This is a genomic window from Kitasatospora sp. NPDC058478, assembly GCF_042720345.1.
Classification (GTDB): Bacteria; Actinomycetota; Actinomycetes; order Streptomycetales; family Streptomycetaceae; genus Kitasatospora.
The window spans coordinates 1-25,194 of the sequence record NZ_JBHXML010000107.1; the positions used below are offsets into that span (position 1 = coordinate 1).

Sequence of the window (25,194 nt, forward strand, 5' to 3'; positions counted from 1 at the left end):
GCGCCGGCCTGCTGCTCGGCGCGACCGCCGCCCTGGCCGCGATCGCCTTCGGCGCAGCCCTGCTGCTGCACCCGGCCGGCCAGGACGACCAGCACCCGACCCTGTCCGCCGGCGCCCCCGCCTCCGCCTCCCTCGGCACCGGCGCAAGCCCCGGCACGACGCAGAGCCCCCGCGCCGACCACGCCGCGGGGGCCGGCCCGACCTACCAGGACGACCAGCTCGCCGCCCAGATCCAGCAGCTGCTGGCCCGGTCGGGCACCGCCCCCGGGCTGCGCCCGACCGGGCCCGCCAAGCCCTCCGCCGCGATGCCCGCCGACGGCCGCCAGGAGCTCACCACCCAGGCCTCCCCGCCGTCCTCCCCGCCGTCCTGCCAGGCCCTCGCCGAGGGCGTGCCGCTGGCCACCGACCACGGCAGCTACGCGGGCGCCCCGGTCGAGGTCCTGGTCTACCCGGCGCCCGGCCGGCCCGGGTTCGCGGACGTCTACCTGCGCTCCCCCGACTGCGGCCCGGTCGTGCTGCAGCGCACCGTGCCCACCCGTTGACGTCCCGGGGCGGGCGCCCAGGGGATCCGGGCTCCGTTCCCATGCGATCGACGAGCAGGGCGCCACGCCGCTCCCACAGTGCGGTCGCCTGGTACTGATCCGCCTGGGAATGCGAGACACTGGTCAGTCGTTGTCCCGGGCGGCGGAGCAGAACCGCCCTCCCCGCACCTAGCGCGGGTCGCGATGCGAACCAGGAGATGCAGTGAGCGACGTCCGTAACGTGATCATCATCGGTTCCGGCCCGGCCGGCTACACGGCCGCGCTCTACACGGCGCGGGCCTCCCTCAAGCCGCTGGTCTTCGAGGGGGCCGTCACCGCCGGCGGCGCCCTGATGAACACCACCGAGGTCGAGAACTTCCCGGGTTTCCGGGACGGCATCATGGGCCCCGAGCTGATGGACAACATGCGGGCGCAGGCCGAGCGCTTCGGCGCCGAGCTGATCCCGGACGACATCGTCTCGGTCGACCTCACCGGTGACATCAAGACCGTCACCGACTCCGAGGGCAACGTGCACCGGGCGCGCGCCGTGATCGTCACCACCGGCTCCCAGCACCGCAAGCTGGGCCTGCCGAACGAGGACAAGCTCTCCGGTCGCGGTGTCTCCTGGTGCGCCACCTGTGACGGCTTCTTCTTCCGCGACCAGGACATCGCCGTGGTCGGCGGCGGCGACACCGCCCTGGAGGAGGCGACCTTCCTCTCCCGCTTCGCCAAGAGCGTCACGATCATCCACCGCCGGGACAGCCTGCGCGCCTCCAAGGCGATGCAGGAGCGCGCCTTCGCCGACGAGAAGATCCGCTTCGAGTGGGACAGCGCGGTCGAGGCCATCCACGGCGACCCGAAGCTGAGCGGCGTCACCCTGCGCGACACCACCACCGGCGAGACCCGCGAGCTGGCCGTCACCGGCCTGTTCATCGCGATCGGCCACGACCCGCGCACCGACCTGTTCAAGGGCCAGCTGGACCTCGACGCGGAGGGCTACCTCAAGGTCGAGGCGCCCTCGACCCGGACCAACATCCCGGGCGTGTTCGGCGCCGGCGACGTCGTGGACCACACCTACCGCCAGGCCATCACGGCCTCCGGCACCGGCTGCTCCGCCGCGCTGGACGCCGAGCGCTACCTCGCCGCCCTGGACGACCTGGAGGCCAAGGCCACCGCCGCCGTGGCGGTCTGACCCCCTCGCCACCGACCGACCCCCGCGGGGGTGTGACACCCGTTTCACGTGAAACACCCCCGCCCCGGCCAGGGCGAAACAGAACGGGCCCGCCCGTTGTTCACCTGGCAGCAGCCCCCTCCGTCCGAACCCGAGGAGTTCCCGTGGCCGGCGCCACCACCACCGTCACCGACGCGACGTTCAAGGCCGACGTCCTGGACAGCGACAAGCCCGTGCTGGTCGACTTCTGGGCCACCTGGTGCGGCCCGTGCCGCCAGGTCGCCCCGATCCTGGACGAGATCGCTTCCGAGCACAGCGACAAGCTGACCATCGCCAAGCTGGACGTGGACGCCAACCAGGCGACCGCCGCCCAGTACGGCGTCATCTCGATCCCGACCCTGATCCTCTACAAGGGCGGCGAGCCGGTGAAGTCCATCACCGGTGCCCGTCCGAAGGCCGCGCTGCTGCGCGAGCTGGACGGCTTCATCTAGGCCCTGTCCGGTCGACCGGTCGTCGACCGTACGGCGGCGGGGCTCCCCACACCGGGGAGCCCCGCCGTCGTCGTTTCCAGCCGCCTCCCGCCTCAGAACGGCCGCAGCGCCGGCTCCTTGCGCGCCCCGCCGAGCAGCCGCTCCAGCGCCACCTCCACATCGCCCCGCCAGGACAGCGTGGTGCGCGCCTCCAGCCGCAGCCGCGGGTAGCGGTGGTGCGACCGGACGGTCTTGAAGCCGACCGCGAGCAGGTGGTCGGCCGGCAGCACGCAGCCGACCGGCTCAGGACCGGCCGAGCCGAAGGCCTCGATCGCCCGCACCCCGCGCCCGAGCAGGTCCTTGGCCACGGTCTGCACCAGCACCCGGCCGAGCCCCTGCCGCTGGTAGCCCGGAACCACCCGGCTGACCATCAGCTGGACGGCGTCCGGCGAGACCGGACTGGTCGGGAAGGACTGCGACCGGGGGACGTAGGCGGGCGGCGCGTACAGCACGAAGCCGGCCGGCTGGTCGTCCACGTAGACGATCCGACCGCAGGAACCCCACTCCAGCAGCACCGCGGAGATCCACCCCTCCTTCTCCAGCTCCGGCTTCCCGGACTCCACCGCCGCCTTCCCGCTGACCGGATCCAGCTCCCAGAACACGCAGGAGCGGCAGGTCGTCGGCAGATCGGCGAGGTTGTCCAGGGTCAGCGGAGCGATCCGGCGTCCCATGCCCCGCACCTCCTCCTCCACTTCACGGTCGAGCATGCCCCCACAGACGCCGATGGGTGCATGTTTCACGTGAAACAGTGCTCACGCGGAACATGCACCCATCGGGTATCGTCCCCGGCTCAGCCCTGCGACAGCCGCAGACCGTCCTCGCCCGGGGCCAGGCTGTCCAGGATCCGGTTCAGGTCCTCCACCGAACCGAACTCCAGCACCACCTTGCCCTTGCCGAGCTTGCCGCCGCGCTGCGACACCTCGACCTTGACCCGGGTGTCGAAGCGGTCCGACAGCCGGCTCGCCAGATCGTTGAAGGCCGGGGAGATCAGCTTGCCCGCCTTCGGCGCCTGGCGCTTCGGCTTCCGGTCCTCCTCCTCGCCCATCAGCGCGACGATCTCCTCGGTGGTCCGCACCGAGAGGCCCTCCGCGACGATCCGCTTGGCCAGCAGCTCCCGCCGCTCGGCGTCCGGCACCCCGAGCAACGCCCGGGCGTGGCCGGCGGTCAGCACCCCGGCGGCGACCCGGCTCTGCACGGTGGGCGAGAGCTTCAGCAGCCGCAGGGTGTTGGAGACGTGCGAGCGCGAGCGGCCGATCCGGTCGGCCAGCTCGTCGTGGGTGCAGGAGAAGTCCCGCAGCAGCTGGTCGTAGGCGGCCGCCTCCTCCAGCGGGTTCAGCTCGGCCCGGTGCAGGTTCTCCAGCAGGGCGTCCAGCAGCAGCTTGTCGTCCTCGGTGGCACGGACGATGGCCGGGATCTGCTTCAGCCCGGCCTCCTTGGAGGCGCGCCAGCGGCGCTCGCCCATGATCAGCTCGAAGCGATCGGGCGCGACCTGGCGCACCACGATCGGCTGGAGCAGACCGACCTCCTTGATCGAGACGACCAGCTCGGCCAGCTTGTCGTCGTCGAAGACCTCACGGGGCTGGCGCGGGTTGGGCTCGATCGCGTCCAGCGGCAGCTCGGCGAAGAAGGCACCGGCCACCGGCGCCGGCTGCGCCTGCTCGGCCTGCTTCTCCGCGGCCGCCCGGGCCGCCACCGTGCCGCGGCCGGTCGGCAGCGTCGGTACCGAGGTCGGCGACGTCGCGCCGATCGCCCCCACCGGGGCCGGTGCGGGCGCCGCCGCCCCGCCGTCCACCGGCACGGCGGGGCGGATCAGCGCCTCCAGCCCTCGTCCCAAACCCCTGCGACCACTCACCGATGACCCTCCGTCGTACCGTGCTGTGCCACCGGGGCTCCGTGCCCCGTACCGCTGCCGTGCCGTTGCTGCCCCAGGAGCGGGCCGCCGCCGACCGCCGCCGCGCGCAGCCCGAGCTCGCGGGCGGCCTCCAGGTAGGAGAGCGCCCCGGTCGAGCCCGGGTCGTAGGTGAGGACCGTCTGACCGTAGCTGGGCGCCTCCGAGATGCGCACCGAGCGCGGGATCGCGGTGCTCAGCACCTCCTGCGGGAAGTGCGTCCGGACCTCCTCGGCGACCTGGGCGGCCAGCCTGGTCCGGGCGTCGTACATGGTGAGCAGGATGGTCGAGACGTGCAGCGCGGGGTTGAGGTGCGCGCGCACCAGCTCGACGTTGCGCAGCAGCTGGCCCAGGCCCTCCAGCGCGTAGTACTCGCACTGGATCGGGATCAGCACCTCCCGCCCGGCCACCAGGGCGTTGACCGTCAGCAGGCCCAGCGAGGGCGGACAGTCGATCAGGACGTAGTCCAGCGGCTGCTCGTAGGCGGCGATGGCGCGCTGGAGCCGGCTCTCCCGGGCCACCAGCGACACCAGCTCGATCTCGGCGCCGGCCAGGTCGATGGTCGCGGGGACGCAGAACAGCCCCTCGACGTCCACCACCGGCTGCACCACGTCGGCGAGCGGCTTGCCCTCGACCAGGACGTCGTAGACGGACGGCACATCGGCGTGGTGGTCGATGCCGAGGGCGGTGGAGGCGTTGCCCTGCGGGTCGAGGTCGACGACCAGGACGCGCAGTCCGTGCATGGCGAGCGAGGCGGCCAGGTTGACGGTGGTGGTGGTCTTGCCGACCCCGCCCTTCTGGTTGGCGACCACGATCACCCGGGTGGCGGCGGGGCGGGGCAGACCCTCACCCGCTCGGCCGATCGCCTGAACCGCAGCCTGGGCAGCCCTCGCGATGGGCGTGTCATCGATCTGGCCGATGGTCTCCGAGTCCTGCATGGGGGTCAGTGTTTCACGTGAAACCGGAGCGGCAACAGTCGCCGCCCGGCTGCGGCCGAGGATTCCCGAGAGCAAGGAGCGACGTTTCACGTGAAACACCATGCCCGCTATGTCGGAAATCTGACGTTGCGACACTCCGGTGTCCTCCCGTCGACCAGCCGTCACCCCGACGGCCACCGGAACGCCGACGGGCGGGTGGCTCCCCCCTCAGGAGGAACCACCCGCCCGTCGTCGAGCGTGCCAGGCGTCACCCGCCTCAGCGGGTGCGGCGCCGCCCGCCCCGGCTGCGCTCACCGGTCCGGACGCCGCCCGCGTTCCGTCCGGCCCGGGCCGCCTTCGCCCGCCGGGTCGCGGCCTTCACCCCGCCGGGGCTCTCCCCCGCCTTGACCTGGACCACCCGGGTCGAGGTCTCCAGGGTGCCCTCGCCGACCGAGATCACGCTCCACTCGACCGCGCCCAGCTTGGTCAGCCCGGCCCGCGAGTCGGCCAGCTCCTGCTCGGCGCTGTCGCCCTTGAGCGCCAGCATCTGCCCGTGCGGACGGAGCAGCGGCATCCCCCAGCCGGCCAGCCGGTCCAGCGGCGCCACCGCCCGGGCGGTCACCACGTCCACCGCGAGCTTGCCGACCATCTCCTCGGCGCGGCCGCGCAGCACCGTGACGTTCTCCAGCCCCAGCTCCCGGACGACCTCCTCCAGGAAGGTGGTCCGCCGCAGCAGCGGCTCCAGCAGCGTCACCGAGACGTCCGGACGGACCAGCGCCACCGGGATGCCCGGCAGGCCGGCGCCGGAGCCGACGTCGCACAGGGTGGAGCCGGCCGGCAGCAGCTCGGCGAGCACCGCGCAGTTGAGGACGTGCCGGTCCCAGAGCCGGGGCACCTCGCGCGGCCCGATCAGCCCGCGCCGCACGCCCGCGGTGGCCAGCAGCTCGGTGTAGCGGACCGCGGCGTCGAAACGATCACCGAAGACCTCCCGGGCGACGGCCGGGGCCTCGGGCACCTCGGGCACCTCGGTCGCCTCGACCGCCTCGGCGGCCGGCCCCGCAGCGGCCGGATTCACGTCGTCCGCCCCCGGCCGGCCAGCGGCCGCGTTCTCCGTGTCCATCTCGACCTCTCCGATCCCCGGATCCACCGACCCGCTCTCCGCACAGTTTCACGTGAAACATCTCGCGCCGGGCCCACGCCCCGCGAATGGACGACGACCCCGCCCGCACGAGGCGGACGGGGTCGCGTCCGGTGAAGCCCACCGGCCGCCGAGGCGGCCGGTCGTCGTACCGCCGGCCTCAGACCGGCAGCACGACCACGCACCGCTCGGGCTCCTCGCCCTCCGACTCGCTGCGCAGACCGGCGGCCGCGACCGCGTCGTGGACGACCTTGCGCTCGAAGGGCGTCATCGGCCGCAGCTTGACCTGCTCGCCACTGCTCTTCGCCTGCTCGGCGGCCTCGGCACCGAGCGCGGCCAGCTCGGAGCGCTTGCGGGCCCGGAAGCCGGCAATGTCCAGCATGAGGCGGCTGCGCTCCCCGGTCTCCCGGTGGACAGCCAACCGGGTCAGCTCCTGCAGCGCCTCCAGCACCTCGCCGTCCTGGCCGACCAGGCGCTGCAGCGCGCGGTCGTTGCCCTCACCGACGATGGAGACCAGGGCGCGGTCGCCCTCGACGTCCATGTCGATGTCACCGTCGAGGTCGGCGATGTCGAGCAGACCCTCCAGGTAGTCCGCCGCGATGTCGCCCTCCTGCTCCAGTCGGGCGATGACGTTCTCGTCGGTGCTGGCGGCGGCCTCGGCCTCGACGGCGGAGGTGGTGCCTTCCGTCACTGATGGACTCCTTCGGAGATGGGCCCAGATTGGTGGGCCGGGAACGAAGCTCTGCGCGCTGTCACAACGGATCCAGGGCCGGTCAGGACTTCTTCTTCGGCCGCTGGCCGCCACGCTTGGGCTGCTGCCGACCGGTGCCCGGCTTGGCCGCGCCGGGCTTGGCCGGGCCCTGCTGGGCGGCCGCCGGCTTGGCGCCGGAGTCGGCCGGGACGGTGTCGGCGGGCTCCTCGGCGGGCTCCTCGGCCGGGGCCTCGGTGTCCTTGGTCAGGTCGGCGGTGTGCTGAGCACCGCCCTGCTGGCGCTGCGCCTTGGTCTGCTTGCGGGGCTGCTGGCGGCGTGCCTGCGCCGACTCCTCGACCACGGCGGCCGCCGCCGAGGCGGCGTCGAGGGTCGACTTGGACGGGGGCAGCAGGCCCCAGAGCGCGCCCTTGATCTCCGAACCGTCCGGGTTCAGCCGGCCGGCCTTCTTCAGCCGGACCTGCCGCTCGTCCCACGCCTTGCTGCCCGGGGTCGGGTTGTTGTGGATGACGATCAGCTGCTGGCCCATCGACCAGACGTTGGTGGTCAGCCAGTAGACCAGGACACCGACGGGGAAGTTGATGCCCATCACGGCGAACATCACCGGGAAGACGTACATCAGCATCTTCTGCTGCTGCATGAACGGCGTCTTGACCGTGAGGTCGACGTTCTTGGTCATCAGCTGGCGCTGGGTGATGAACTGCGACAGCGACATCATGATGATCATCACCGCGGTGACGATCTTGACGCTGGTCTCGTGGCTGCTGACGAAGGTCGCCGAGAGCGGGGCACCGAAGATGTGCGCCTTGCCGGCGCTCAGCAGCAGGTCGCCGTGGATGACGCCGATCTGCTCGCTCTTGGCGACCTTGGCGAGCACGCCGTAGAGGGCGGTGAAGAACGGCGCCTGCACGATGATGGGAAGGCAGCTGGAGAACGGGTTGGTACCCGCCTCCTTGTACAGCTTCATCATCTCTTCGGACTGGCGCTGCTTGTCGTTCTTGTAGCGCTCCTGGATGGCCTTCATCTTCGGCTGGATCGCCTGCATGGCCCGGGTCGCCTTGATCTGCTTCACGAAGAGCGGGATCAGGCAGATCCGGATGACGACCACCATCGAGGCGATGGCCAGACCCCAGGCCCAGCCACCGTCCGGGTCGAAGATGTTGCTGTACAGCGAGTGGAACTGGACGATGATCCAGGACACCGCTGTGTACAGGGGATTCAGGAAGGAGAAGGTCACCGGTCAGGCTCCTTGGACATGTGGATTGGCCCCTCGGGGCCAATGGTCGCCGGGCCCTCGGGGTCCGGACCGGCGGGGGTCGTGGTCACCGGCTGTCCGGTGGCGGACCGGCTGCTCAGCCAGTCTCGCAGCCGCCGGTGCCACACCGGATGCTTGCGCGGCGGAACGTGATCGACCCCGCCGGGCGTCCACGGATTGCAGCGCAGGATGCGCCACACGGTCAGTCCGCCGCCCTTGACCGCCCCGTGCACCTTCACGGCCTCGTAGCCGTAGTGCGAGCAGGAGGGGTAGTAACGGCAGACCGGACCGAGCAGTGGGCTGATGGTCCACTGGTAGACCCTGATCAAACCCATCAGCAGGAACTTCATCGTCCTGCTCCCGTCGGCGCCGTCGTGGCGGGCTCCACCTTCAGCAACCGTTTCAGCGCCGCGTCCAGGTCACGTTCGAGGTCCTGGTACGAGGCGGTCGCGGCTTGGGGCAGCGCACGCACCACTATCAGGCTACCGGCGGGCAGCCTGGAGAGACGATCACGAACGAGGTGCCGCAACCGGCGTTTGACCAGGTTGCGAACGACCGCCGGGCCGACGGCCTTGCTCACGACGAAACCCGCACGCGCCGAAGGAGTCCCCTCGGCGACGTGCGGGCGGGAGTCGCTGGTCCGGTCGGTCTGCCCCTTGGGGTCGTCTTCTCTGCTGAGATGGACGACCAGAAGGGGCCGGCCGGCCCGGCGACCGCGTTTCACTGCGGTCGCGAAGTCCTGGCGCCGCCGCAGCCGATTCTCGGAGGGCAGCACAACAGACTCTGTCGTGGATCAGGCGGACAGGCTGGTGCGGCCCTTGCCACGGCGGGCAGCCAGGATGGCGCGGCCGGCGCGGGTACGCATACGCAGCCGGAAGCCGTGGGTCTTCGCGCGACGACGGTTGTTCGGCTGGAAGGTGCGCTTGCTCACTCGGGGGCTCCTGAGGTGAATCGTAGGATGACGGGGAATCGCTTGGCCGTCACCGTGCGTCCGCGTGATCTCCCCTGATTCGGAAATCCGACCCATCGCCCCAGTTCGGCTGGGGTTCAAGGCAATCCACGGCGCCCGTGCTGCGCGCCTTATGGAGCGGGTGGACCCGCGGACATGCGGCAGCGGCCATCGACAACTCGACCTGGTTACGGTACGCGGGACGGGGCACGAGGGTCAAACCGGCTTTTTCGAGCGGCCCCCCGAGGGCATCCGGAGCCCCCTTTGCCCACAGCCTGTGGACAACGACTTGATCCGGCCCTGTTCGCTGACTACCGTTGCAGGACTTGTCTGGTTTGTTCTTCGTGTTCTTCCTCGTGGGGTCGGTCCGCCGGAGACGGACCCGCCGATCCACAGTCTCCTGATCCACCACCCCCTGCTGGAGCCGCGGGGAACCGAGAAAGCGTGCACCAGTGGCTGATGTCAACAGCGACCTCGTCCCGGTCTGGGCGAGAGTCGTCGAGCGGCTGGTCAGCGACCCGGACGTCGGGGAGATGGACAAGCAGTGGGTGCAGCGCACCCAGCCGATGTGGATGATGCACGACACCGCCCTGCTGGCGACCCCCAACGAGCGGGCCAAGCAGGTGCTGGAGGGCCGGCTGCTGCCGCAGCTCACCGAGGCCCTCAGCCGCGAGCTCAGCCGTCCGGTGCGGATCGCCGTGATGGTCGACGCCAACGCCGTCCCGACCACCCCCGCACCCGCCGCCCAGGCCCCGGCCGAGCCGTACCCCGGCCCGACCGAGGAGGATGCCGGCGGCTACGGCGGCCAGGACTACCAGCAGCCGTACGAGCAGGACTACGACCGGCCCCGCTACGACACCGGCGGCTACGAGCAGCGCCCCGCGCCGTACGGCGGTCCGGCGGCCGGACCGGCCTGGCCGGGCTACCCCGAGCAGGGCGGGTACCCGGAGCAGGGCGGCTACCCCGAGCAGAACGGGTACCAGGAGCAGGGCGGGTACCCGGAGCAGGGCGGCTACCCGGAGCGGCCCCCCGGCTACCGCGAGGCCGACGAGCCGTCCCGGCCGGCGCCGCGCCCGATGCCCGGCCCGCCCTCGACCACCCAGGGCGACCTGTTCGGCGGCGCCTACGGCCCCGGCCCGAACGAGCAGCCCCGCGCCGGCGCCGGCCGCCGCGCCCCCGGCTCACGCCCGGCCGGCGGCCGTCCTGCGGACAAGAACGCGCCGGAGCGCGCCACCGAGCGCCCGGCCGTCCCCGGCGTGCCCGCCCCGCCCGGCGCCCCGCCGGCCGGCGGCTCCCGCAAGGACGAGCCGGCCGCCCGGCTGAACCCCAAGTACCTCTTCGACACCTTCGTCATCGGCGCCAGCAACCGCTTCGCGCACGCGGCGGCGGTGGCGGTCGCCGAGGCTCCGGCCAAGGCGTACAACCCGCTCTTCATCTACGGCGAGTCCGGGCTGGGCAAGACCCACCTGCTGCACGCCATCGGGCACTACTCGCGCAGTCTCTTCCCGGGCACCCGGGTGCGCTACGTGTCCTCGGAGGAGTTCACCAACGAGTTCATCAACTCGATCCGGGACGGCAAGGCGGACACCTTCCGCCGGCGCTACCGGGACATGGACATCCTGCTCGTGGACGACATCCAGTTCCTCGCGAGCAAGGAGTCCACGCAGGAGGAGTTCTTCCACACCTTCAACACCCTGCACAACGCGAACAAGCAGATCGTCCTCTCCTCGGACCGGCCGCCCAAGCTGCTGACCACGCTGGAGGACCGGCTGCGCAACCGCTTCGAGTGGGGCCTGATCACCGACGTCACCCCGCCGGAGCTGGAGACCCGGATCGCGATCCTTCGCAAGAAGGCGATCCAGGAGCAACTCAACGCCCCGGCCGACGTGTTGGAGTTCATCGCGTCCCGGATCACCCGCAACATCCGGGAGTTGGAAGGCGCCCTGATCCGGGTCACCGCCTTCGCCAACCTCAACCGGGCGCCGGTGGACCTGGAGTTGGCCGGGATCGTCCTCAAGGACCTGATCCCGGGCGGGGACGAGGACGCCGGGCCGGAGATCACCGCGCAGGTCATCATGCAGCAGACCGCCGCGTACTTCGGGCTGAGTGTGGACGACCTCTGCGGATCCTCGCGCAGCCGCGTCCTGGTGACGGCCCGTCAGATCGCCATGTACCTCTGCCGGGAGCTGACCGACCTCTCGCTGCCGAAGATCGGCGCGCAGTTCGGCGGCCGCGACCACACCACGGTGATGCACGCGGACCGCAAGATCCGCTCGCTGATGGCCGAGCGCCGGTCGATCTACAACCAGGTCACCGAGCTGACCAACCGCATCAAGAGCTAGCCGCAGGGCCGGTGGTGGGTCCGGCGCCACCTCGGCGCCGAGTCCGGCGCCGAGGTGGCCGGAAAGGGCGTCAGGAGCGATCCTGGCGCCCTTTTCGCACATCCACAGGTGTGCCTCGGGCGCCGGCTGGGCAGAGATGCCGTCGACGGACGTTGCGCCAGTCCACAGCCCGCGCCGAACATTTGACCGGTGATTCGAAAACCGGGGCCGCGCAGGGCAGTTGTCCACAGGCCGGGCACCTTCCCCGTAGTCCACAGGCCGGGGCGTCCGAAGTTATCCAGAATTCGTCCACAGGCGTGTCGCCGCTACGCTCTTCCGCGCAGGTCAGGTGCCTGTGGACTTGTGCACAACCGTTATCCACAGGCTGTGGACAATTGACGGGCCGCCAATGGGCCATCCGGGTTGTCCACCGGTTGTCCCCAGGGGAGGGGCGGTTATCCCCAGGTTGTCCACAGCGTGATCCACAGTTCGACAAGCGTGGGGCGGCGTTCATGCCCTGGTGTGAAAGGCGTCACGTAAAGTTGACCGGCACCCGTGGATAACCGGGCCGGAATCTGGGGACAGCCCTGGGGATAACCTGTGGATACCCAGCGTGCCCTGTGGGTAACGCTCCGCTGTCCACAGCACGGCGTGTTCGTCCACAGCCGCCGTCCACACCCGCTGTGGACAAAAAAGTGGGTCTGACCTGCGGAAACGGGGTTATCCACGGTTTCCACAGGCCCTACTACTACCACTACACATTTAGACCCATCGACTCGCTTGAAAGTGGGTGGGCCCCGAATCTGTGGACAACCGCGCCCCGACATCTGTTCGGCTTGCTTCCGCCCGTCTGCCCCGTCTGTCGGCGGAGTACGTCAGACTGTCCTCGGCGACCGGAAGCGGAGTGGCAGAGCTCGGTGGACAGTCCGACCGACGATCAAGATCAGACGAACCAGAGTGCGAGCGGGAGCGCTCGATCCAGGAGGCGGTTACCGGTGAAGTTCCGGGTGGAGCGTGACGTCCTCGCGGAGGCGGTGGCCTGGGCTGCCCGCAGCCTCCCGGCACGGCCGCCGGTGCCGGTGCTGGCCGGCCTGCTGCTGACGGCACAGGACGGCAGCCTGGCGCTGTCCGGCTTCGACTACGAGGTCTCGGCCCGGGTCGAGCTGGAGGCCGACATCGAGGAGGCCGGCACCGTCCTGGTCTCCGGTCGGCTGCTGAACGACATCTCGCGCAACCTGCCGAACCGGCCGGTGGAGATCTCCACCGACGGCCAGCGGGTCAGCGTGGTCTGCGGCAGTTCCCGCTTCACCCTCCCCACCCTCCCGGTGGACGAGTACCCGGCGCTGCCCCAGATGCCGACCGCCACGGGCACCGTCTCGGGCGACGTGTTCGCCTCCGCGGTCAGCCAGGCCGCGGTGGCCGCCGGCCGTGACGACACCCTCCCGGTGCTCACCGGTGTCCGGGTCGAGATCGAGGGCGACCGGATCACCCTGGCCGCCACCGACCGCTACCGCTTCGCGGTCCGCGACCTGCTGTGGAAGCCCGAGCAGTCGGACATCTCGGCCGTCGCCCTGGTGCCCGCCAAGACGCTGCAGGACATCGCCAAGTCCCTGGGCAGCGGCGACACCGTCTCGATCGCGCTCTCCTCGGGCGGCGCGGGCGAGGGCCTGATCGGCTTCGAGGGCGCCGGCCGCCGGACGACCACGCGGCTGCTGGAGGGCGAGTTCCCCAAGTTCCGCAGCCTGTTCCCGACGGAGTTCAGCGCCGTCGCCGCGATCCAGACCCAGCCCTTCCTGGAGGCGCTCAAGCGCGTCTCGCTGGTCGCCGAGCGCAACACCCCGGTCCGGCTCAGCTTCGAGCAGGGCGTGCTGACCCTGGAGGCGGGCTCGGGCGACGACGCCCAGGCCACCGAGCGGATCGACGCCGACCTGGAGGGCGACGACATCTCGATCGCCTTCAACCCGGGCTACCTGGAGGAGGGCCTCAAGGCCATCGACTCCGCCTACGCCCAGCTGAGCTTCACCACCCCGACCAAGCCCGCGCTGCTCAGCGGCAAGGCCTCGGTGGACGCCGAGGAGGACAAGGCGTACCAGTACCTGATCATGCCGGTCCGCCTCTCCGGCTGACCTCGCGGCCGCTGCCCGCAGGCCGTCACCCACAGGCTGTGCACATCGGCTGTGCACAGCCTGTGGGCGTCCTCCCCCGGTCGGCCCGACCACAGGGAGCCGCCACCGCCGCAGCGCGTAGGCTCGGGGCGTGCGGCAACGGCGCCGCCGGCAGGCACGTCACCACAGGTAAGGACTTGGTCATGGAGCTCGGCCTCATCGGTCTCGGCAAGATGGGCGGCAACATGCGCGAGCGGATCCGCCGCGCCGGCCACACCGTCATCGGCTACGACCGCAACCCGGACATCTCCGACGTCGCGAGCCTCCAGGAGCTCGTCTCCAAGCTGCAGGGCCCGCGGGTGATCTGGGTGATGGTCCCGGCCGGCGCCGCCACCCAGGCGACCGTCGACGAGCTCGCCGAGCTGCTCTCCCCCGGCGACGTGGTGGTCGACGGCGGCAACTCCCGCTGGACCGACGACATCAAGCACGCCGAGGCGCTGGCCGCCAAGGGCATCGGCTTCGTCGACTGCGGCGTCTCCGGCGGTGTCTGGGGCCTGGAGAACGGCTACGCCCTGATGTACGGCGGCGACGCCGAGCACGTGGCCCGCGTCCAGCCGGTGTTCGACTCGCTCAAGCCCGAGGGCGACTTCGGCTCGGTGCACGCGGGCGCCGTGGGCGCCGGCCACTTCGCCAAGATGGTCCACAACGGCATCGAGTACGCGATGATGCAGGCCTTCGCCGAGGGCTGGGAGCTGCTGGAGGCCGCCCCCGAGGTCACCGACGTGCGCGAGGTCTTCCGCAGCTGGCAGGAGGGCACCGTCATCCGTTCCTGGCTGCTGGACCTGGCCGTCCGCGCGCTGGACGACGACGAGCACCTGGCGAAGCTGCGCGGCTGGGCCGCCGACTCCGGTGAGGGCCGCTGGACCGTCGAGGCCGCGATCGACCACGCGGTGCCGCTGCCGGCGATCACCGCCTCGCTGTTCGCCCGCTTCGCCTCCCGCCAGGACGACTCGCCGCAGATGAAGATGATCGCCGCGCTGCGCAACCAGTTCGGCGGCCACGCGGTCGAGTCCAAGTAACCCGCACCTCCCCAGAAGGCGAGCGCAGTCCACAGCCATGCACGTCGCGCATCTGTCGCTCGCCGACTTCCGGTCGTACGCCCGGGTCGAGGTTCCCCTCGACCCGGGCGTGACGGCCTTCGTCGGGCCCAACGGCCAGGGCAAGACCAACCTGGTCGAGGCGATCGGCTACGTCGCCACACTGGGCAGCCACCGGGTCGCCACCGACGCCCCGCTGATTCGGCTGGGCGCCGAGCGGGCGGTGGTCCGTACCTCGGTGGTGGACCGCGGCCGCACCACCCTGGTCGAGCTGGAGCTGACCCCGGGCAAGGCCAACCGGGCCCGGATCAACCGCTCCGACAACGTCCGCCCGCGCGACGTGCTGGGCCTGCTGCGGACCGTCCTGTTCGCTCCCGAGGACCTCAGTCTGGTCAAGGGCGACCCGGGTGAGCGCCGCCGTTTCCTGGACGAGCTGCTGACCGCCCGGGCCCCCCGGCTGGCCGGGGTCCGGCAGGACTACGAGCGGGTCCTCAAGCAGCGCAACGCCCTGCTGAAGACCGCCGCGATGGCCCGCCGGGCCGGTGGCGGCAAGGGCGCCGACCTCTCCACCCTGGAGGTCTGGGACGGCCATCTGGCAAGGGCCGGAGCCGAGTTGACGGCCTTCCGGATCCAGCTGGTGGCTTCCCTCCAGCCGTTGGTGGCGGCCGCGTACGGGCAGCTGGCCCCGGGCGGTGGCGACACCGTCCTGGAGTACCGCAGTTCCTTCGAGGGCGGGCTGCCGACCAGCCGCGAGCAGGCCGAGGAGCAGTTGCTGAACGCGCTGGCGACGGTCCGCAAGCAGGAGGTGGACCGCGGCATCACCCTGGTCGGCCCGCACCGCGACGAGCTGGTGCTCAGCCTCGGCCCGCTGCCCGCCAAGGGCTACGCGAGCCACGGCGAGTCCTGGTCGTTCGCGCTGGCGCTGCGGCTGGCCTCGTACGAGCTGCTGCGCGCCGACGGCGGCGAGCCGGTGCTGATCCTGGACGACGTGTTCGCCGAGCTGGACGCGGCCCGCCGGGACCGGCTGGCCGAACTGGTGGCCGACGGCGAGCAGGTGCTGGTCACCGCGGCGGTCGCCGAGGACGTGCCGAAGGCGCTGGCCGGCGCCCGGTTCGCGGTCGCCGACGGCGCCGTCCGCCGGATCGACGCCTGACTCCCCCCGCACCTTCGCAACCGCCGTCCGGGCACTCCCGTAGGCTGGACGGCTCACCGGCGCGCGTCCGCGACCGTTGTCCACAGGCTGGGGAAAGGAGATCGCCGTGAGCGAGCCGGCGGAGCACTCCCCCCAGCCGGGCGACGCGGCGCCGACCGGCGCCGACCTCGCCCGCTCGGCGCTGCGGGCGGCCCGGGCCCAGGCGCGGCAGCGCGGCGAGCAGGTCCGGGAGAAGCGCGAGGCGAAGCGGCACGGCCTGCGCAGCGGAGCCCGGTCGGACGGCCGCGACCCGGTCCCGCTGGGGGCGGCGCTGAACCGGCTGCTGACCGAACGGGGCTGGGAGTCCTCGGCCGCGGTCGGCGGGGTGATGGGCCGTTGGCCCCAGATCGTCGGCCCGGACATCGCCGCGCACTGCCACCCCTCCTCCTACGACGACGCCGCCGCGGTGCTCACCGTGCAGTGCGACTCCACCGCATGGGCCACCCAACTACGGTGGCTGGCAAGGCAGTTGGTGGCCCGCCTGAACCACGAGCTGGGCCACGGCACGGTCCGCACCATCAAGGTGCTGGGCCCGGCGGCGCCCGCCCGCGGCTACGGTCGGCTGCGCGCTCCGGGGAGCAAGGGGCCGGGCGACACCTGGGGCTGACCGGGTTGCCGACCCGCCGTCGAGGGCGTGGAGCGGACCACGATCTTCCGGAACCCCTGACAGCCCTTCCAGGCGCTCTGGGCCCCCCGGGCGAGTATCGGGACATGTCCAGAGGGGATTCAGGGCGGCATATCTGCCTTCAAGGGCTGCCAAACGCCCATCTCTGTCAGTCGTACCGGTAGACTGAGAGCCAAACACTGTTGCTAGTGGCAACCGAGTCTAAACGCCGTGGTCGCACGCCCGCCCACACGGGGCGGGAATGCGGCCCGTGCTGTGCCAGAGAGGGCGCTTCGTGGCCGATTCCGGCAACCCCAGCCAGACCCCAGACCAGACCGACCAGGCTTCCTACACCGGTAGCAACATCCAGGTGCTGGAAGGCCTCGACGCCGTCCGCAAGCGCCCCGGCATGTACATCGGCTCCACCGGCGAGCGGGGCCTGCACCACCTGGTGCAGGAAGTGGTGGACAACTCCGTCGACGAGGCGATGGCCGGGTACGCCGACACCATCGACGTCACGCTCCTCGCCGACGGCGGGGTCCGGGTGGTGGACAACGGCCGTGGCATCCCGGTCGACATCGTCCCCGGCCAGGAGAAGCCGGCCGTCGAGGTCGTGCTCACCGTCCTGCACGCCGGCGGCAAGTTCGGCGGCGGCGGCTACGCCGTCTCCGGCGGTCTGCACGGTGTCGGCGTCTCGGTCGTGAACGCGCTGTCCACCCGCCTGGCGGTGGAGATCCACCGCGACGGCTCGCGCTTCACCCAGGAGTACAAGGCCGGTGCGCCGACCGCGCCGCTGGCCACGCACGAGGGCTCCGAGCAGACCGGCACGACCGTCACCTTCTGGGCCGACCCGGAGATCTTCGAGACCACGGTCTACTCCTTCGAGACGCTGTCCCGGCGCTTCCAGGAGATGGCCTTCCTCAACAAGGGCCTCTCGATCTCGCTGACCGACGAGCGCCCCGAGCACGTGGACGAGGAGGGCAAGCCGCTCACCGTCACGTACAAGTACGACGGCGGCATCGCCGACTTCGTCGCCCACCTCAACTCCCGCAAGGGCGAGGTGATCCACCCCTCGGTGATCGACTTCGAGGCGGAGGACAAGGACCGGGCGATCTCGGTGGAGATCGCGATGCAGTGGAACTCCTCCTACACCGAGGGGGTCTACAGCTTCGCCAACACCATCCACACGCACGGCGGCGGTACCCACGAGGAGGGCTTCCGCGCGGCGCTGACCGGCCTGGTCAACCGCTACGCGCGGGACAAGAAGCTGCTCCGGGAGAAGGACGACAACCTCTCCGGCGAGGACATCCGCGAGGGCCTGACCGCGATCATCTCGGTCAAGCTCGGCGAGCCGCAGTTCGAGGGCCAGACCAAGGACAAGCTCGGCAACACCGAGGCGAAGACCTTCGTCCAGAAGGTCGTCCACGAGCACCTCAACGACTGGTTGGACCGCAACCCCAACGAGGCCTCGGACATCATCCGCAAGTCCATCCAGGCCGCCACCGCGCGCGTCGCCGCCCGCAAGGCCCGCGACCTCACCCGCCGCAAGGGCCTGCTGGAGTCCGCCTCGCTGCCGGGCAAGCTCTCCGACTGCCAGTCCAAGGACCCGGCCGAGTGCGAGATCTTCATCGTCGAGGGTGACTCCGCCGGCGGCTCGGCCAAGCAGGGCCGCGACCCGCGCACCCAGGCCATCCTGCCGATCCGCGGCAAGATCCTGAACGTCGAGAAGGCCCGGATCGACAAGGTGCTGCAGAACACCGAGGTCCAGGCGCTGATCTCGGCCTTCGGCTGCGGCATCCAGGAGGACTACGACGACTCCAAGCTCCGCTATCACAAGATCGTCCTGATGGCGGACGCCGACGTCGACGGGCAGCACATCCGCACCCTGCTGCTCACCCTGCTGTTCCGCTTCATGCGGCCGCTGGTCGAGTCCGGGTACGTCTACCTCGCCATGCCGCCGCTGTACAAGATCAAGTGGGGCAAGGACGACTTCGAGTACGCCTACTCGGACCGCGAGCGCGACGCGGTCATCGCGGCCGGGGTCGAGGCCGGGCGCCGGCTGCCCAAGGACGACGCGATCCAGCGCTTCAAGGGCCTCGGCGAGATGAACGCCGAGGAGCTCCGGGTCACCACCATGGACGCCGAGCACCGGCTGCTGCTCCAGGTCACCCTGGAGGACGCCGCTCGCGCCGACGAGCTGTTCTCCGTGCTGATGGGCGAGGACGTCGAGGCACGCCGCTCCTTCATCCAGCGCAACGCCAAGGACGTCCGCTTCCTGGACGTGTGACGCCGCCCGACCGGCAGCGAAACCACGTACCAGTCCGCGTGAAAGGAAACTGACCACCAGTGGTCGACGACAACCGTCCCGAAGGCGAACAGCCCGAGACCCCCACAGCCGCCGAGGCCACCGCCCAGGTGACCATGCGGATCGAGCCGGTCGAGCTCGAGACCGAGATGCAGCGCTCGTACCTCGACTACGCGATGAGCGTGATCGTCAGCCGGGCGCTCCCCGAGGTCCGTGACGGCCTCAAGCCGGTGCACCGACGCGTGCTCTACGCGATGTACGACGGCGGGTACCGCCCCGAGAAGGGCTACTACAAGTGCGCCCGCGTCGTCGGCGACGTCATGGGCAACTACCACCCGCACGGCGACACCTCCATCTACGACACCGTCGTGCGCCTGGCCCAGCCGTGGTCGCTGCGGATGCCGCTGGTGGACGGCAACGGCAACTTCGGCTCCCCGGGCAACGACCCGGCCGCGGCCATGCGCTACACCGAGTGCAAGATGATGCCGCTCGCCATGGAGATGATGCGCGACATCGACGAGGGCACCGTCGACTTCGCGTCCAACTACGACGGCCGCTCGCAGGAGCCGACCGTCCTGCCCGCGCGCATCCCCAACCTGCTGGTCAACGGTGCCACCGGCATCGCGGTCGGCATGGCCACCAACATTCCGCCGCACAACCTGCGCGAGGTCGCCTCCGGCGCGCTCTGGGCGCTGGAGCACCCGGACGCCTCCAACGAGGAGCTGCTCGAAGCCCTGATCGAGCGGATCAAGGGCCCCGACTTCCCCACCGGCGCGCTGATCGTCGGCCACCGCGGGATCGACGACGCCTACCGCACCGGCCGCGGCTCGATCACCATGCGCGCCGTGGTCGAGGTCGAGGAGATCCAGGGCCGCCAGTGCCTGGTGATCACCGAGCTGCCGTACCAGGTCAACCCGGACAACCTCGCGCTGAAGATCGCCGACCTGGTCAAGGACGGCAGGGTCGCCGGCATCGCCGACGTCCGCGACGAGTCCTCGTCGCGCACCGGCACCCGCCTGGTGGTCGTGCTCAAGCGCGACGCCGTCGCCAAGGTCGTGCTGAACAACCTCTACAAGCACACCGAGCTGCAGACCAACTTCGGCGCCAACATGCTGGCCCTGGTCGACGGAGTGCCGCGCACGCTGTCGCTGGACGCCTTCATCCGGCACTGGGTCAACCACCAGGTCGAGGTCATCGTCCGGCGCACCACCTTCCGGCTGCGCAAGGCCGAGGAGCGCGCCCACATCCTGCGCGCCCTGCTGCGCGCCCTGGACATGATCGACGAGGTCATCGCGCTGATCCGGGCCTCGGCGAGCGCCGACGCGGCCCGCACCGGCCTGATGGGGCTGCTCTCCATCGACGAGCTCCAGGCCAACGCCATCCTGGAGATGCAGCTGCGCCGCCTGGCCGCCCTGGAGCGCCAGCGGATCATGGACGAGCACGACGAGCTGCAGCGCAAGATCGACGAGTACAACGCGATCCTGGCCTCGCCGACCCGCCAGCGGGAGATCATCTCCGAGGAGCTCACCGCGATCGTCGAGAAGTACGGCGACGAGCGGCGCTCCACCCTCATCCCGTCCGACGGCGACCTCTCGATCGAGGACCTCATCGCCGAGGAGGACATCGTCGTCACGATCACCCGTGGCGGCTACGTCAAGCGGACCCGCTCCGACCTCTACCGCTCGCAGAAGCGCGGCGGCAAGGGCGTGCGCGGAGCGCAGCTCAAGCAGGACGACATCGTCGACCACTTCTTCGTGACGACGACGCACAACTGGATCCTGTTCTTCACCAACAAGGGCCGGGTCTACCGCGCCAAGGGCTACGAGCTCCCGGACGCCGGGCGCGACGCCCGCGGCCAGCACGTGGCCAACCTGCTGGCCTTCCAGCCGGATGAGCACATCGCCCAGGTGATGGCCGTGCGCACCTACGAGGACAAGCCCTACCTGGTCCTCGCCACCCGGGCCGGCCTGGTGAAGAAGTCCGCGCTGAAGGACTACGACTCCCCGCGCTCCGGCGGCCTGATCGCGATCAACCTGCGCCAGGACGAGGAGGGCCGGGACGACGAGCTGATCGGCGCCGAGCTGGTCTCCGCCGAGGACGACCTGCTGCTGGTCTCCAAGAAGGCCCAGTCGATCCGCTTCACCGCGACCGACGACGCGCTGCGGCCCACCGGCCGCGCCACCTCCGGCGTCAAGGGCATGGCCTTCCGCGAGGACGACGAAATGCTCTCGATGAACGTCGTCCGCCCGGGAACGTACGTGTTCACCGCGACCGACGGCGGGTACGCCAAGCGCACGGCCGTGGACGAGTACCGTGTCCAGGGGCGTGGCGGCTACGGCACCAAGGCGGCGAAGATCGTCGAGGGCCGGGGCTCCCTGGTCGGCGCGCTCGTGGTCGACGACACCGACGAGATCATGGCGATCACCCTTTCGGGTGGGGTGATCCGCACAAGGGTTTCCGAAGTTCGTGAAACCGGACGTGACACCATGGGCGTCCAACTGATCAACCTCGGTAAGCGCGACGCGGTCGTGGGCATGGCCCGCAACGCGGAAGCCGAGGACGAGGAGACGGTGGAGGACGAGGTCGCGGACACCGCGTCCACCGAAACGGCTGAGGGTGCGGAGACGACGGCCGGCGGCGACGCCGAGGTCTGAACCGAACCACGGGCCGGTGCCGTCGCGTCCTGATAGAGGGGCGTGGCGGCACCGGCCGCCCACCAGTTCCGGGCAATCCCGCCGGGCGCTGGATGACGAGTGACGAAGCAGGACGGTGCCGCCGTCCTGGTGGGAAGTGCGGGAGGACCAGGTGAGTGGAGCCACGGGTGCTGCGGGAGGGCCCTCCGGCGGCCGTCCGGGCGCGCAGGGCGGGGGTGGGTACGGCGCGCAGCAGCCGCCGGCCGAGCACTCGGCCGCGTCCACCTCGCTGATGCCACCGGTCGGCGGGGCGGGGCAGGGCGGCGCGACCTACGGCGGGCAGACGCCCCCGCCGCCGGGCGCTCCGGCGCCGGGCGCGAGCGGATTCTCGCAGCCGACCACCTATGCCAAGGGGCAGCCGACCCCGGCCCGGGGCACCCGGACCAGCGGCAACACCCCGCCCGGCGGCACGCCCGTCCCGGGCGCGGCGCGCCGGCCGGCCGCCCCGGCCGCCCCCGCGGCGGCCGCCGGTGTCGGCCTCGGCCGGACCCGCAAGGCCCGGCTGCGGGTGACCAAGGTCGACCCGTGGTCGGTGATGAAGGTCAGCTTCCTGCTGTCGCTGGCGGTCGGGATCATCATCATCGTGGCCGCGGCGGTGCTGTGGATGACGCTGGACTCGCTCGGCGTCTTCGACTCGCTGACCAAGACCCTCAAGGACGTCACCGGCTCGGACAGCGCCGGCGGCCTCAACCTGATGGACTACGTGGGCTTCGGCAAGGTGATGACCTTCACCTCGCTGATCGCCGTGGTCGACGTCGTCCTGCTGACGGCGCTGTCCACGCTCTCGGCGTTCATCTACAACGCGGCGGCCGGCTTCACCGGCGGCGTCGAGCTGACCCTGGCCGAGGAGGACTGACCCCGGTCGGATCCTGACCCCTGGTCAGTTCGCCGTCCACGGACGGAATGGACGGGCCCCGCAGGCTGTTGCAGCCTGCGGGGCCCGTCGGCATTTCGGGTGACAGCCGGCCGCCCGCGGCGTGCCGCCCGGGAGCGGGCCGGCCGCGGTGGGATTAGCTGGGTGGCGCCCGGTCCACGCCTGGGAGTGCCGCAGGCCGCCCCCGGTCCGCCCGGCCGGGTCAGGAGACGTTCCGCAGGACGGCTGGACGGAGGCGCGCGGTGGCGAAGCTCGCAGGTCAACTGGTCGAGGCCCTGGACGGGCTGTTGGGGGTTCCGGTACCGCTGCGGGTCCAGGCCTGGGACGGCAGCGTCGCCGGGCCGCCGGGAGCCCCCACGGTCGTCCTGCGCAACCGCCGGGCGCTGCGCCGGCTGCTCTGGCAGCCGGGCGAGCTGGGCCTGGCCCGGGCGTACGTCGCGGGGGATCTGGAGATCGCCCCCGGCACCGACCTCTACGAGGTGCTCTCGGCCGTCGCCCGGTTCGTGGAGCGGCCGGAGATCCGCCGCCTCGACCTCGGCCCGCGGGACGTGCTCGGCGCCAACGGGCGCCGCGTCCTCGCGGCCGCGCTGCGGGCCGGGGCGCTCGGCCCCGAGCCCACGCCGCCCCCGGAGGAGGTCCGCAAGGCCCGCGGGCGGCTGCACAGCCGCAGCCGGGACCGCGCGGCCATCAGCCACCACTACGACGTCGGAAACGACTTCTACGGGCTCGTCCTGGGCTCCTCCATGGTCTACTCGTGCGCCTACTGGACCCCGGAGGCCAAGAGCCTGGAGGCCGCCCAGGAGGCCAAGCTCGACCTGATCTGCCGCAAGCTCGGCCTACGGCCCGGGATGCGCCTGCTGGACGTCGGCTGCGGCTGGGGCTCGCTGCTGCTGCACGCGGCCGAGCGCTACGGCGTCACCGCGGTCGGCGTCTCCATCTCGCGGGAGCAGGTCGCGCTGGCCCGCCGGCGGGTCGAGGAGGCCGGCCTGGCCGGGCGGGTGGAGGTCCGGCTCCAGGACTACCGGGAGATCGTCGACGGCCCGTTCGACGCGATCTCCAGCGTCGGGATGGCCGAGCACGTCGGCTCCGAGCAGTACCGGGTCTACGCCGAGGGCCTGCACCGGCTGCTGGTGCCCGGCGGCCGGCTGCTCAACCACCAGATCGCCCGCCGCCCCGACCACCCCGGTGAGCCGCACCGCACCAGCCCCTTCATCGACCGCTACGTCTTCCCCGACGGCGAGCTCTCCCCCGTCGGTTCCACCGTGGCCCGGCTGGAGGAGGCCGACTTCGAGGTCCGGGACGTCGAGTCGCTGCGCGAGCACTACGGGCTGACCCTGCGCGAATGGGTGGCCAACCTGGAGGCGCACTGGGGCGAGGCGGTCCGGCTGGTCGGCCGCGGCCGGGCCCGGGTCTGGCGGCTGTACATGGCCGCCAGCGCGCTCGCCTTCGAGGAGAACCGGATCGGGATCAACCAGATCCTCGCCGTCCGCAGCACCGAGGAGGGCGCGGCCGGCCTCCCGGCGACCCGCGAGGAATGGCTGCTGCGCCCGGCCGCCGGAGCGCCGCCGCTGGTCGGCGGGGTGCCCGCCGGGAACCCCGCCGGCCCGGATTTGGGAGATCGGCCATCGGTCCGCTAATCTTTCAGTGCGGCAAGGGCCTATAGCTCAGACGGTTAGAGCGCTTCCCTGATAAGGAAGAGGCCACAGGTTCAAGTCCTGTTAGGCCCACCACCGCGAAGGGTCCGGAGTGATGCACTCCGGGCCCTTCGGCGTTTTCCCCCGTCGTTCCGGGAACCGCGTGCCCCGCCGGGCTGTTCTCCCGGGAGGGAACGTGTGGAGGGATGGTGACGACATGGCGATCTTCTGGGCGATGAGCATCCCCGGACTGATCTGCGCCCTGGTGGTGCTCGCGGCGGTCGACCAGCTCGCGCTGCGGGCGCGCCGCTCACGCTGGGTGCCGTGGCGGGGGACCGGCCGGGAGGGGCAGATCTCGGCCACCGGTTTCGAGCAGCTGCACGCGCAGTTCGCCGCCGGCAAGCAGCACGAGCTGGACGAACGCGGCACGACCCTGATGCTGCGCGACGAGGAGGGCGAGGGGGCGCCGCCCCGGACCAGGGTGGACCTGGCGGGCGGGAAGGCCGTGGTGGTGACGCCGTCGAACCGGCAGCCCGACCGCTCGTCGGACCATCCGTCCGGCGCCCCGCTGGGCACGCCGTAGGGCCCGGCCGGGGAGGGCCGGCCGTACGGCAGGAGGTGCGGCGTCAATCCTCCGCCCGGACCGCCGGGTTGGCCGCAGCGGTGGCTGGTCACGATTGGGACACCGGTGTGTATCATCGGCCGCAAGGGCAGTCTGGCACCCGGCAGCCCGTTCGCGATCGAAACACATCTGGACTCGTCGGCCCGGTCAGTCCGGCCGGAGCACCGGCTCTTGAGTCCGCCAACGCAAGAAGGACGAGGTCCCGCGGTGAAGAAGCTTCTCCTGGTCGCCCTGGTCGCCCTCGGCGGCTTCTTTGTCTACCGTCAGGTCCAGGCGGACCGCGCCGAGCAGGACCTGTGGACCGAGGCCACCGACCCGGTTCCGGCCGGTCGCTGAGCCCGGACGATCCGACGATCAACGATCTTCGGAGGCGCTTCACCGCGCCTCCAGGGCCGGCCGGCCCGGTCACCCGACCGGATCGGCCGGATCCCAGGCACCGCCCGGACGCCGCCTCGGCGGCAGGTCCGGTCGGCCCGGGGGTAGGGCGCCGGGAACGGCGCCGGAACCCGGTACGCTAGTGCCCGTCGGCACCTGCGGTGCCGTCGAGGGGCATTAGCTCAGTTGGTAGAGCGCTGCCTTTGCAAGGCAGATGTCAGGAGTTCGAGTCTCCTATGCTCCACAGCTCATCGCAGTCGTGACGCCGATCGGCCGCTGACCTGAATCCCGGTC

General features: G+C 71.3%; 22 protein-coding genes, 2 tRNA genes and 1 pseudogene. 16 read left to right on the forward strand and 9 right to left on the reverse strand.

Features of this window, described 5'->3' with window-relative positions; all coding sequences use genetic code 11:
* The 3 genes and pseudogenes from ACFWPT_RS38230 to trxA all read left to right on the forward strand — a co-directional run.
* Window positions 1-542: pseudogene (locus ACFWPT_RS38230) on the forward strand (hypothetical protein); the annotation flags it as partial.
* A 202-nt stretch (window positions 543-744) separates the two neighbouring features.
* A complete protein-coding gene (gene trxB / locus ACFWPT_RS38235) occupies window positions 745-1,713 on the forward strand; it encodes a thioredoxin-disulfide reductase (RefSeq protein ID WP_363619401.1) in 969 nt (322 codons plus the stop codon).
* Window positions 1,714-1,856: 143 nt separating this feature from the next.
* Window positions 1,857-2,183, forward strand: coding sequence for a thioredoxin (gene trxA, locus ACFWPT_RS38240; protein ID WP_063348470.1), 327 nt, complete (start codon window positions 1,857-1,859; stop codon window positions 2,181-2,183).
* Between the two features lie 92 nt (window positions 2,184-2,275).
* Here the strand turns inward: trxA and ACFWPT_RS38245 are convergent, their stop codons facing one another.
* From ACFWPT_RS38245 to rpmH, 9 genes are all read right to left on the reverse strand, one after another.
* Window positions 2,276-2,893, reverse strand: a complete 618-nt coding sequence (locus tag ACFWPT_RS38245; protein ID WP_063348469.1) for a GNAT family N-acetyltransferase — start codon at window positions 2,891-2,893, stop codon at window positions 2,276-2,278.
* Between the two features lie 119 nt (window positions 2,894-3,012).
* Window positions 3,013-4,074, reverse strand: coding sequence for a ParB/RepB/Spo0J family partition protein (locus tag ACFWPT_RS38250; protein ID WP_380379077.1), 1,062 nt, complete (start codon window positions 4,072-4,074; stop codon window positions 3,013-3,015).
* Window positions 4,071-5,021, reverse strand: a complete 951-nt coding sequence (locus ACFWPT_RS38255; RefSeq protein ID WP_380379085.1) for a ParA family protein — start codon at window positions 5,019-5,021, stop codon at window positions 4,071-4,073. Before ACFWPT_RS38255 ends, ACFWPT_RS38250 begins: the two co-directional genes overlap by 4 nt.
* A 283-nt stretch (window positions 5,022-5,304) precedes the next feature.
* A complete protein-coding gene (gene rsmG / locus ACFWPT_RS38260) occupies window positions 5,305-6,147 on the reverse strand; it encodes a 16S rRNA (guanine(527)-N(7))-methyltransferase RsmG (protein WP_079136282.1) in 843 nt (280 codons plus the stop codon).
* Between the two features lie 178 nt (window positions 6,148-6,325).
* Complete coding sequence (locus ACFWPT_RS38265) at window positions 6,326-6,856, reverse strand: R3H domain-containing nucleic acid-binding protein (protein ID WP_063348467.1); 531 nt, start codon at window positions 6,854-6,856, stop codon at window positions 6,326-6,328.
* 82 nt (window positions 6,857-6,938) lie between these two features.
* Window positions 6,939-8,111 (reverse strand): membrane protein insertase YidC, encoded by a 1,173-nt coding sequence (yidC, locus tag ACFWPT_RS38270; protein WP_363368224.1) that lies wholly within the window; start codon window positions 8,109-8,111, stop codon window positions 6,939-6,941.
* Window positions 8,108-8,479 carry a membrane protein insertion efficiency factor YidD gene (gene yidD, locus ACFWPT_RS38275; protein WP_063348465.1) on the reverse strand — a complete coding sequence of 124 codons (372 nt, stop codon included), beginning with the start codon at window positions 8,477-8,479 and terminating at the stop codon, window positions 8,108-8,110. The genes yidC and yidD overlap by 4 nt, the downstream gene beginning before the upstream one ends.
* A complete protein-coding gene (gene rnpA / locus ACFWPT_RS38280; protein WP_063348464.1) occupies window positions 8,476-8,904 on the reverse strand; it encodes a ribonuclease P protein component in 429 nt (142 codons plus the stop codon). Before rnpA ends, yidD begins: the two co-directional genes overlap by 4 nt.
* 18 nt (window positions 8,905-8,922) lie before the next feature.
* Complete coding sequence (gene rpmH, locus ACFWPT_RS38285) at window positions 8,923-9,060, reverse strand: 50S ribosomal protein L34 (RefSeq protein WP_030392420.1); 138 nt, start codon at window positions 9,058-9,060, stop codon at window positions 8,923-8,925.
* Window positions 9,061-9,530: 470 nt separating this feature from the next.
* On the opposite strand from rpmH, the gene dnaA reads away from it, so the two are divergent.
* From dnaA to ACFWPT_RS38350, 13 genes are all read left to right on the forward strand, one after another.
* On the forward strand, window positions 9,531-11,420 hold the full coding sequence (gene dnaA / locus ACFWPT_RS38290; protein WP_380379080.1) for a chromosomal replication initiator protein DnaA: 1,890 nt from the start codon (window positions 9,531-9,533) through the stop codon (window positions 11,418-11,420).
* Between the two features lie 974 nt (window positions 11,421-12,394).
* On the forward strand, window positions 12,395-13,525 hold the full coding sequence (dnaN, locus tag ACFWPT_RS38295) for a DNA polymerase III subunit beta (protein WP_063348462.1): 1,131 nt from the start codon (window positions 12,395-12,397) through the stop codon (window positions 13,523-13,525).
* 182 nt (window positions 13,526-13,707) lie between these two features.
* Window positions 13,708-14,583 (forward strand): phosphogluconate dehydrogenase (NAD(+)-dependent, decarboxylating), encoded by an 876-nt coding sequence (gene gnd / locus ACFWPT_RS38300; protein WP_063348461.1) that lies wholly within the window; start codon window positions 13,708-13,710, stop codon window positions 14,581-14,583.
* A 37-nt stretch (window positions 14,584-14,620) separates the two neighbouring features.
* Window positions 14,621-15,754: a DNA replication/repair protein RecF gene (recF, locus tag ACFWPT_RS38305; RefSeq protein WP_063348460.1), complete on the forward strand. Its 1,134-nt coding sequence runs from the start codon at window positions 14,621-14,623 to the stop codon at window positions 15,752-15,754.
* 106 nt (window positions 15,755-15,860) lie between these two features.
* The gene (locus tag ACFWPT_RS38310; protein WP_063348459.1) at window positions 15,861-16,400 is read left to right on the forward strand and encodes a DUF721 domain-containing protein; all 540 of its coding nucleotides are present in this window, start codon (window positions 15,861-15,863) and stop codon (window positions 16,398-16,400) included.
* A 268-nt stretch (window positions 16,401-16,668) separates the two neighbouring features.
* The gene (gyrB, locus tag ACFWPT_RS38315) at window positions 16,669-18,684 is read left to right on the forward strand and encodes a DNA topoisomerase (ATP-hydrolyzing) subunit B (RefSeq protein ID WP_063348458.1); all 2,016 of its coding nucleotides are present in this window, start codon (window positions 16,669-16,671) and stop codon (window positions 18,682-18,684) included.
* 59 nt (window positions 18,685-18,743) lie between these two features.
* Window positions 18,744-21,356, forward strand: coding sequence for a DNA gyrase subunit A (gene gyrA, locus ACFWPT_RS38320; protein ID WP_063348457.1), 2,613 nt, complete (start codon window positions 18,744-18,746; stop codon window positions 21,354-21,356).
* A gap of 151 nt (window positions 21,357-21,507) precedes the next feature.
* Window positions 21,508-22,251 carry a DUF3566 domain-containing protein gene (locus ACFWPT_RS38325; protein ID WP_244293408.1) on the forward strand — a complete coding sequence of 248 codons (744 nt, stop codon included), beginning with the start codon at window positions 21,508-21,510 and terminating at the stop codon, window positions 22,249-22,251.
* 260 nt (window positions 22,252-22,511) lie between these two features.
* Complete coding sequence (locus ACFWPT_RS38330) at window positions 22,512-23,906, forward strand: class I SAM-dependent methyltransferase (RefSeq protein WP_380487495.1); 1,395 nt, start codon at window positions 22,512-22,514, stop codon at window positions 23,904-23,906.
* Between the two features lie 16 nt (window positions 23,907-23,922).
* Window positions 23,923-23,999: transfer RNA gene (locus ACFWPT_RS38335), tRNA-Ile, on the forward strand.
* A gap of 121 nt (window positions 24,000-24,120) precedes the next feature.
* The gene (locus ACFWPT_RS38340) at window positions 24,121-24,486 is read left to right on the forward strand and encodes a DUF6191 domain-containing protein (RefSeq protein WP_380487498.1); all 366 of its coding nucleotides are present in this window, start codon (window positions 24,121-24,123) and stop codon (window positions 24,484-24,486) included.
* Window positions 24,487-24,732: 246 nt separating this feature from the next.
* Window positions 24,733-24,861, forward strand: a complete 129-nt coding sequence (locus tag ACFWPT_RS38345) for a DLW-39 family protein (protein WP_014137031.1) — start codon at window positions 24,733-24,735, stop codon at window positions 24,859-24,861.
* Between the two features lie 210 nt (window positions 24,862-25,071).
* Window positions 25,072-25,144: transfer RNA gene (locus ACFWPT_RS38350), tRNA-Ala, on the forward strand.
* The last annotated feature ends 50 nt before the right edge of the window (window positions 25,145-25,194 follow it).

Coding starts and splice junctions, on each gene's coding strand:
- yidD (WP_063348465.1), bottom strand. CDS start 8,479: ATGAAGTTCCTGCTGATGGGTTTGATCAGGGTCTACCAGTGGACCATC.
- ACFWPT_RS38340 (WP_380487498.1), top strand. CDS start 24,121: ATGGCGATCTTCTGGGCGATGAGCATCCCCGGACTGATCTGCGCCCTG.
- rsmG (WP_079136282.1), bottom strand. CDS start 6,147: ATGGACACGGAGAACGCGGCCGCTGGCCGGCCGGGGGCGGACGACGTG.
- gnd (WP_063348461.1), top strand. CDS start 13,708: ATGGAGCTCGGCCTCATCGGTCTCGGCAAGATGGGCGGCAACATGCGC.
- recF (WP_063348460.1), top strand. CDS start 14,621: ATGCACGTCGCGCATCTGTCGCTCGCCGACTTCCGGTCGTACGCCCGG.
- ACFWPT_RS38245 (WP_063348469.1), bottom strand. CDS start 2,893: ATGGGACGCCGGATCGCTCCGCTGACCCTGGACAACCTCGCCGATCTG.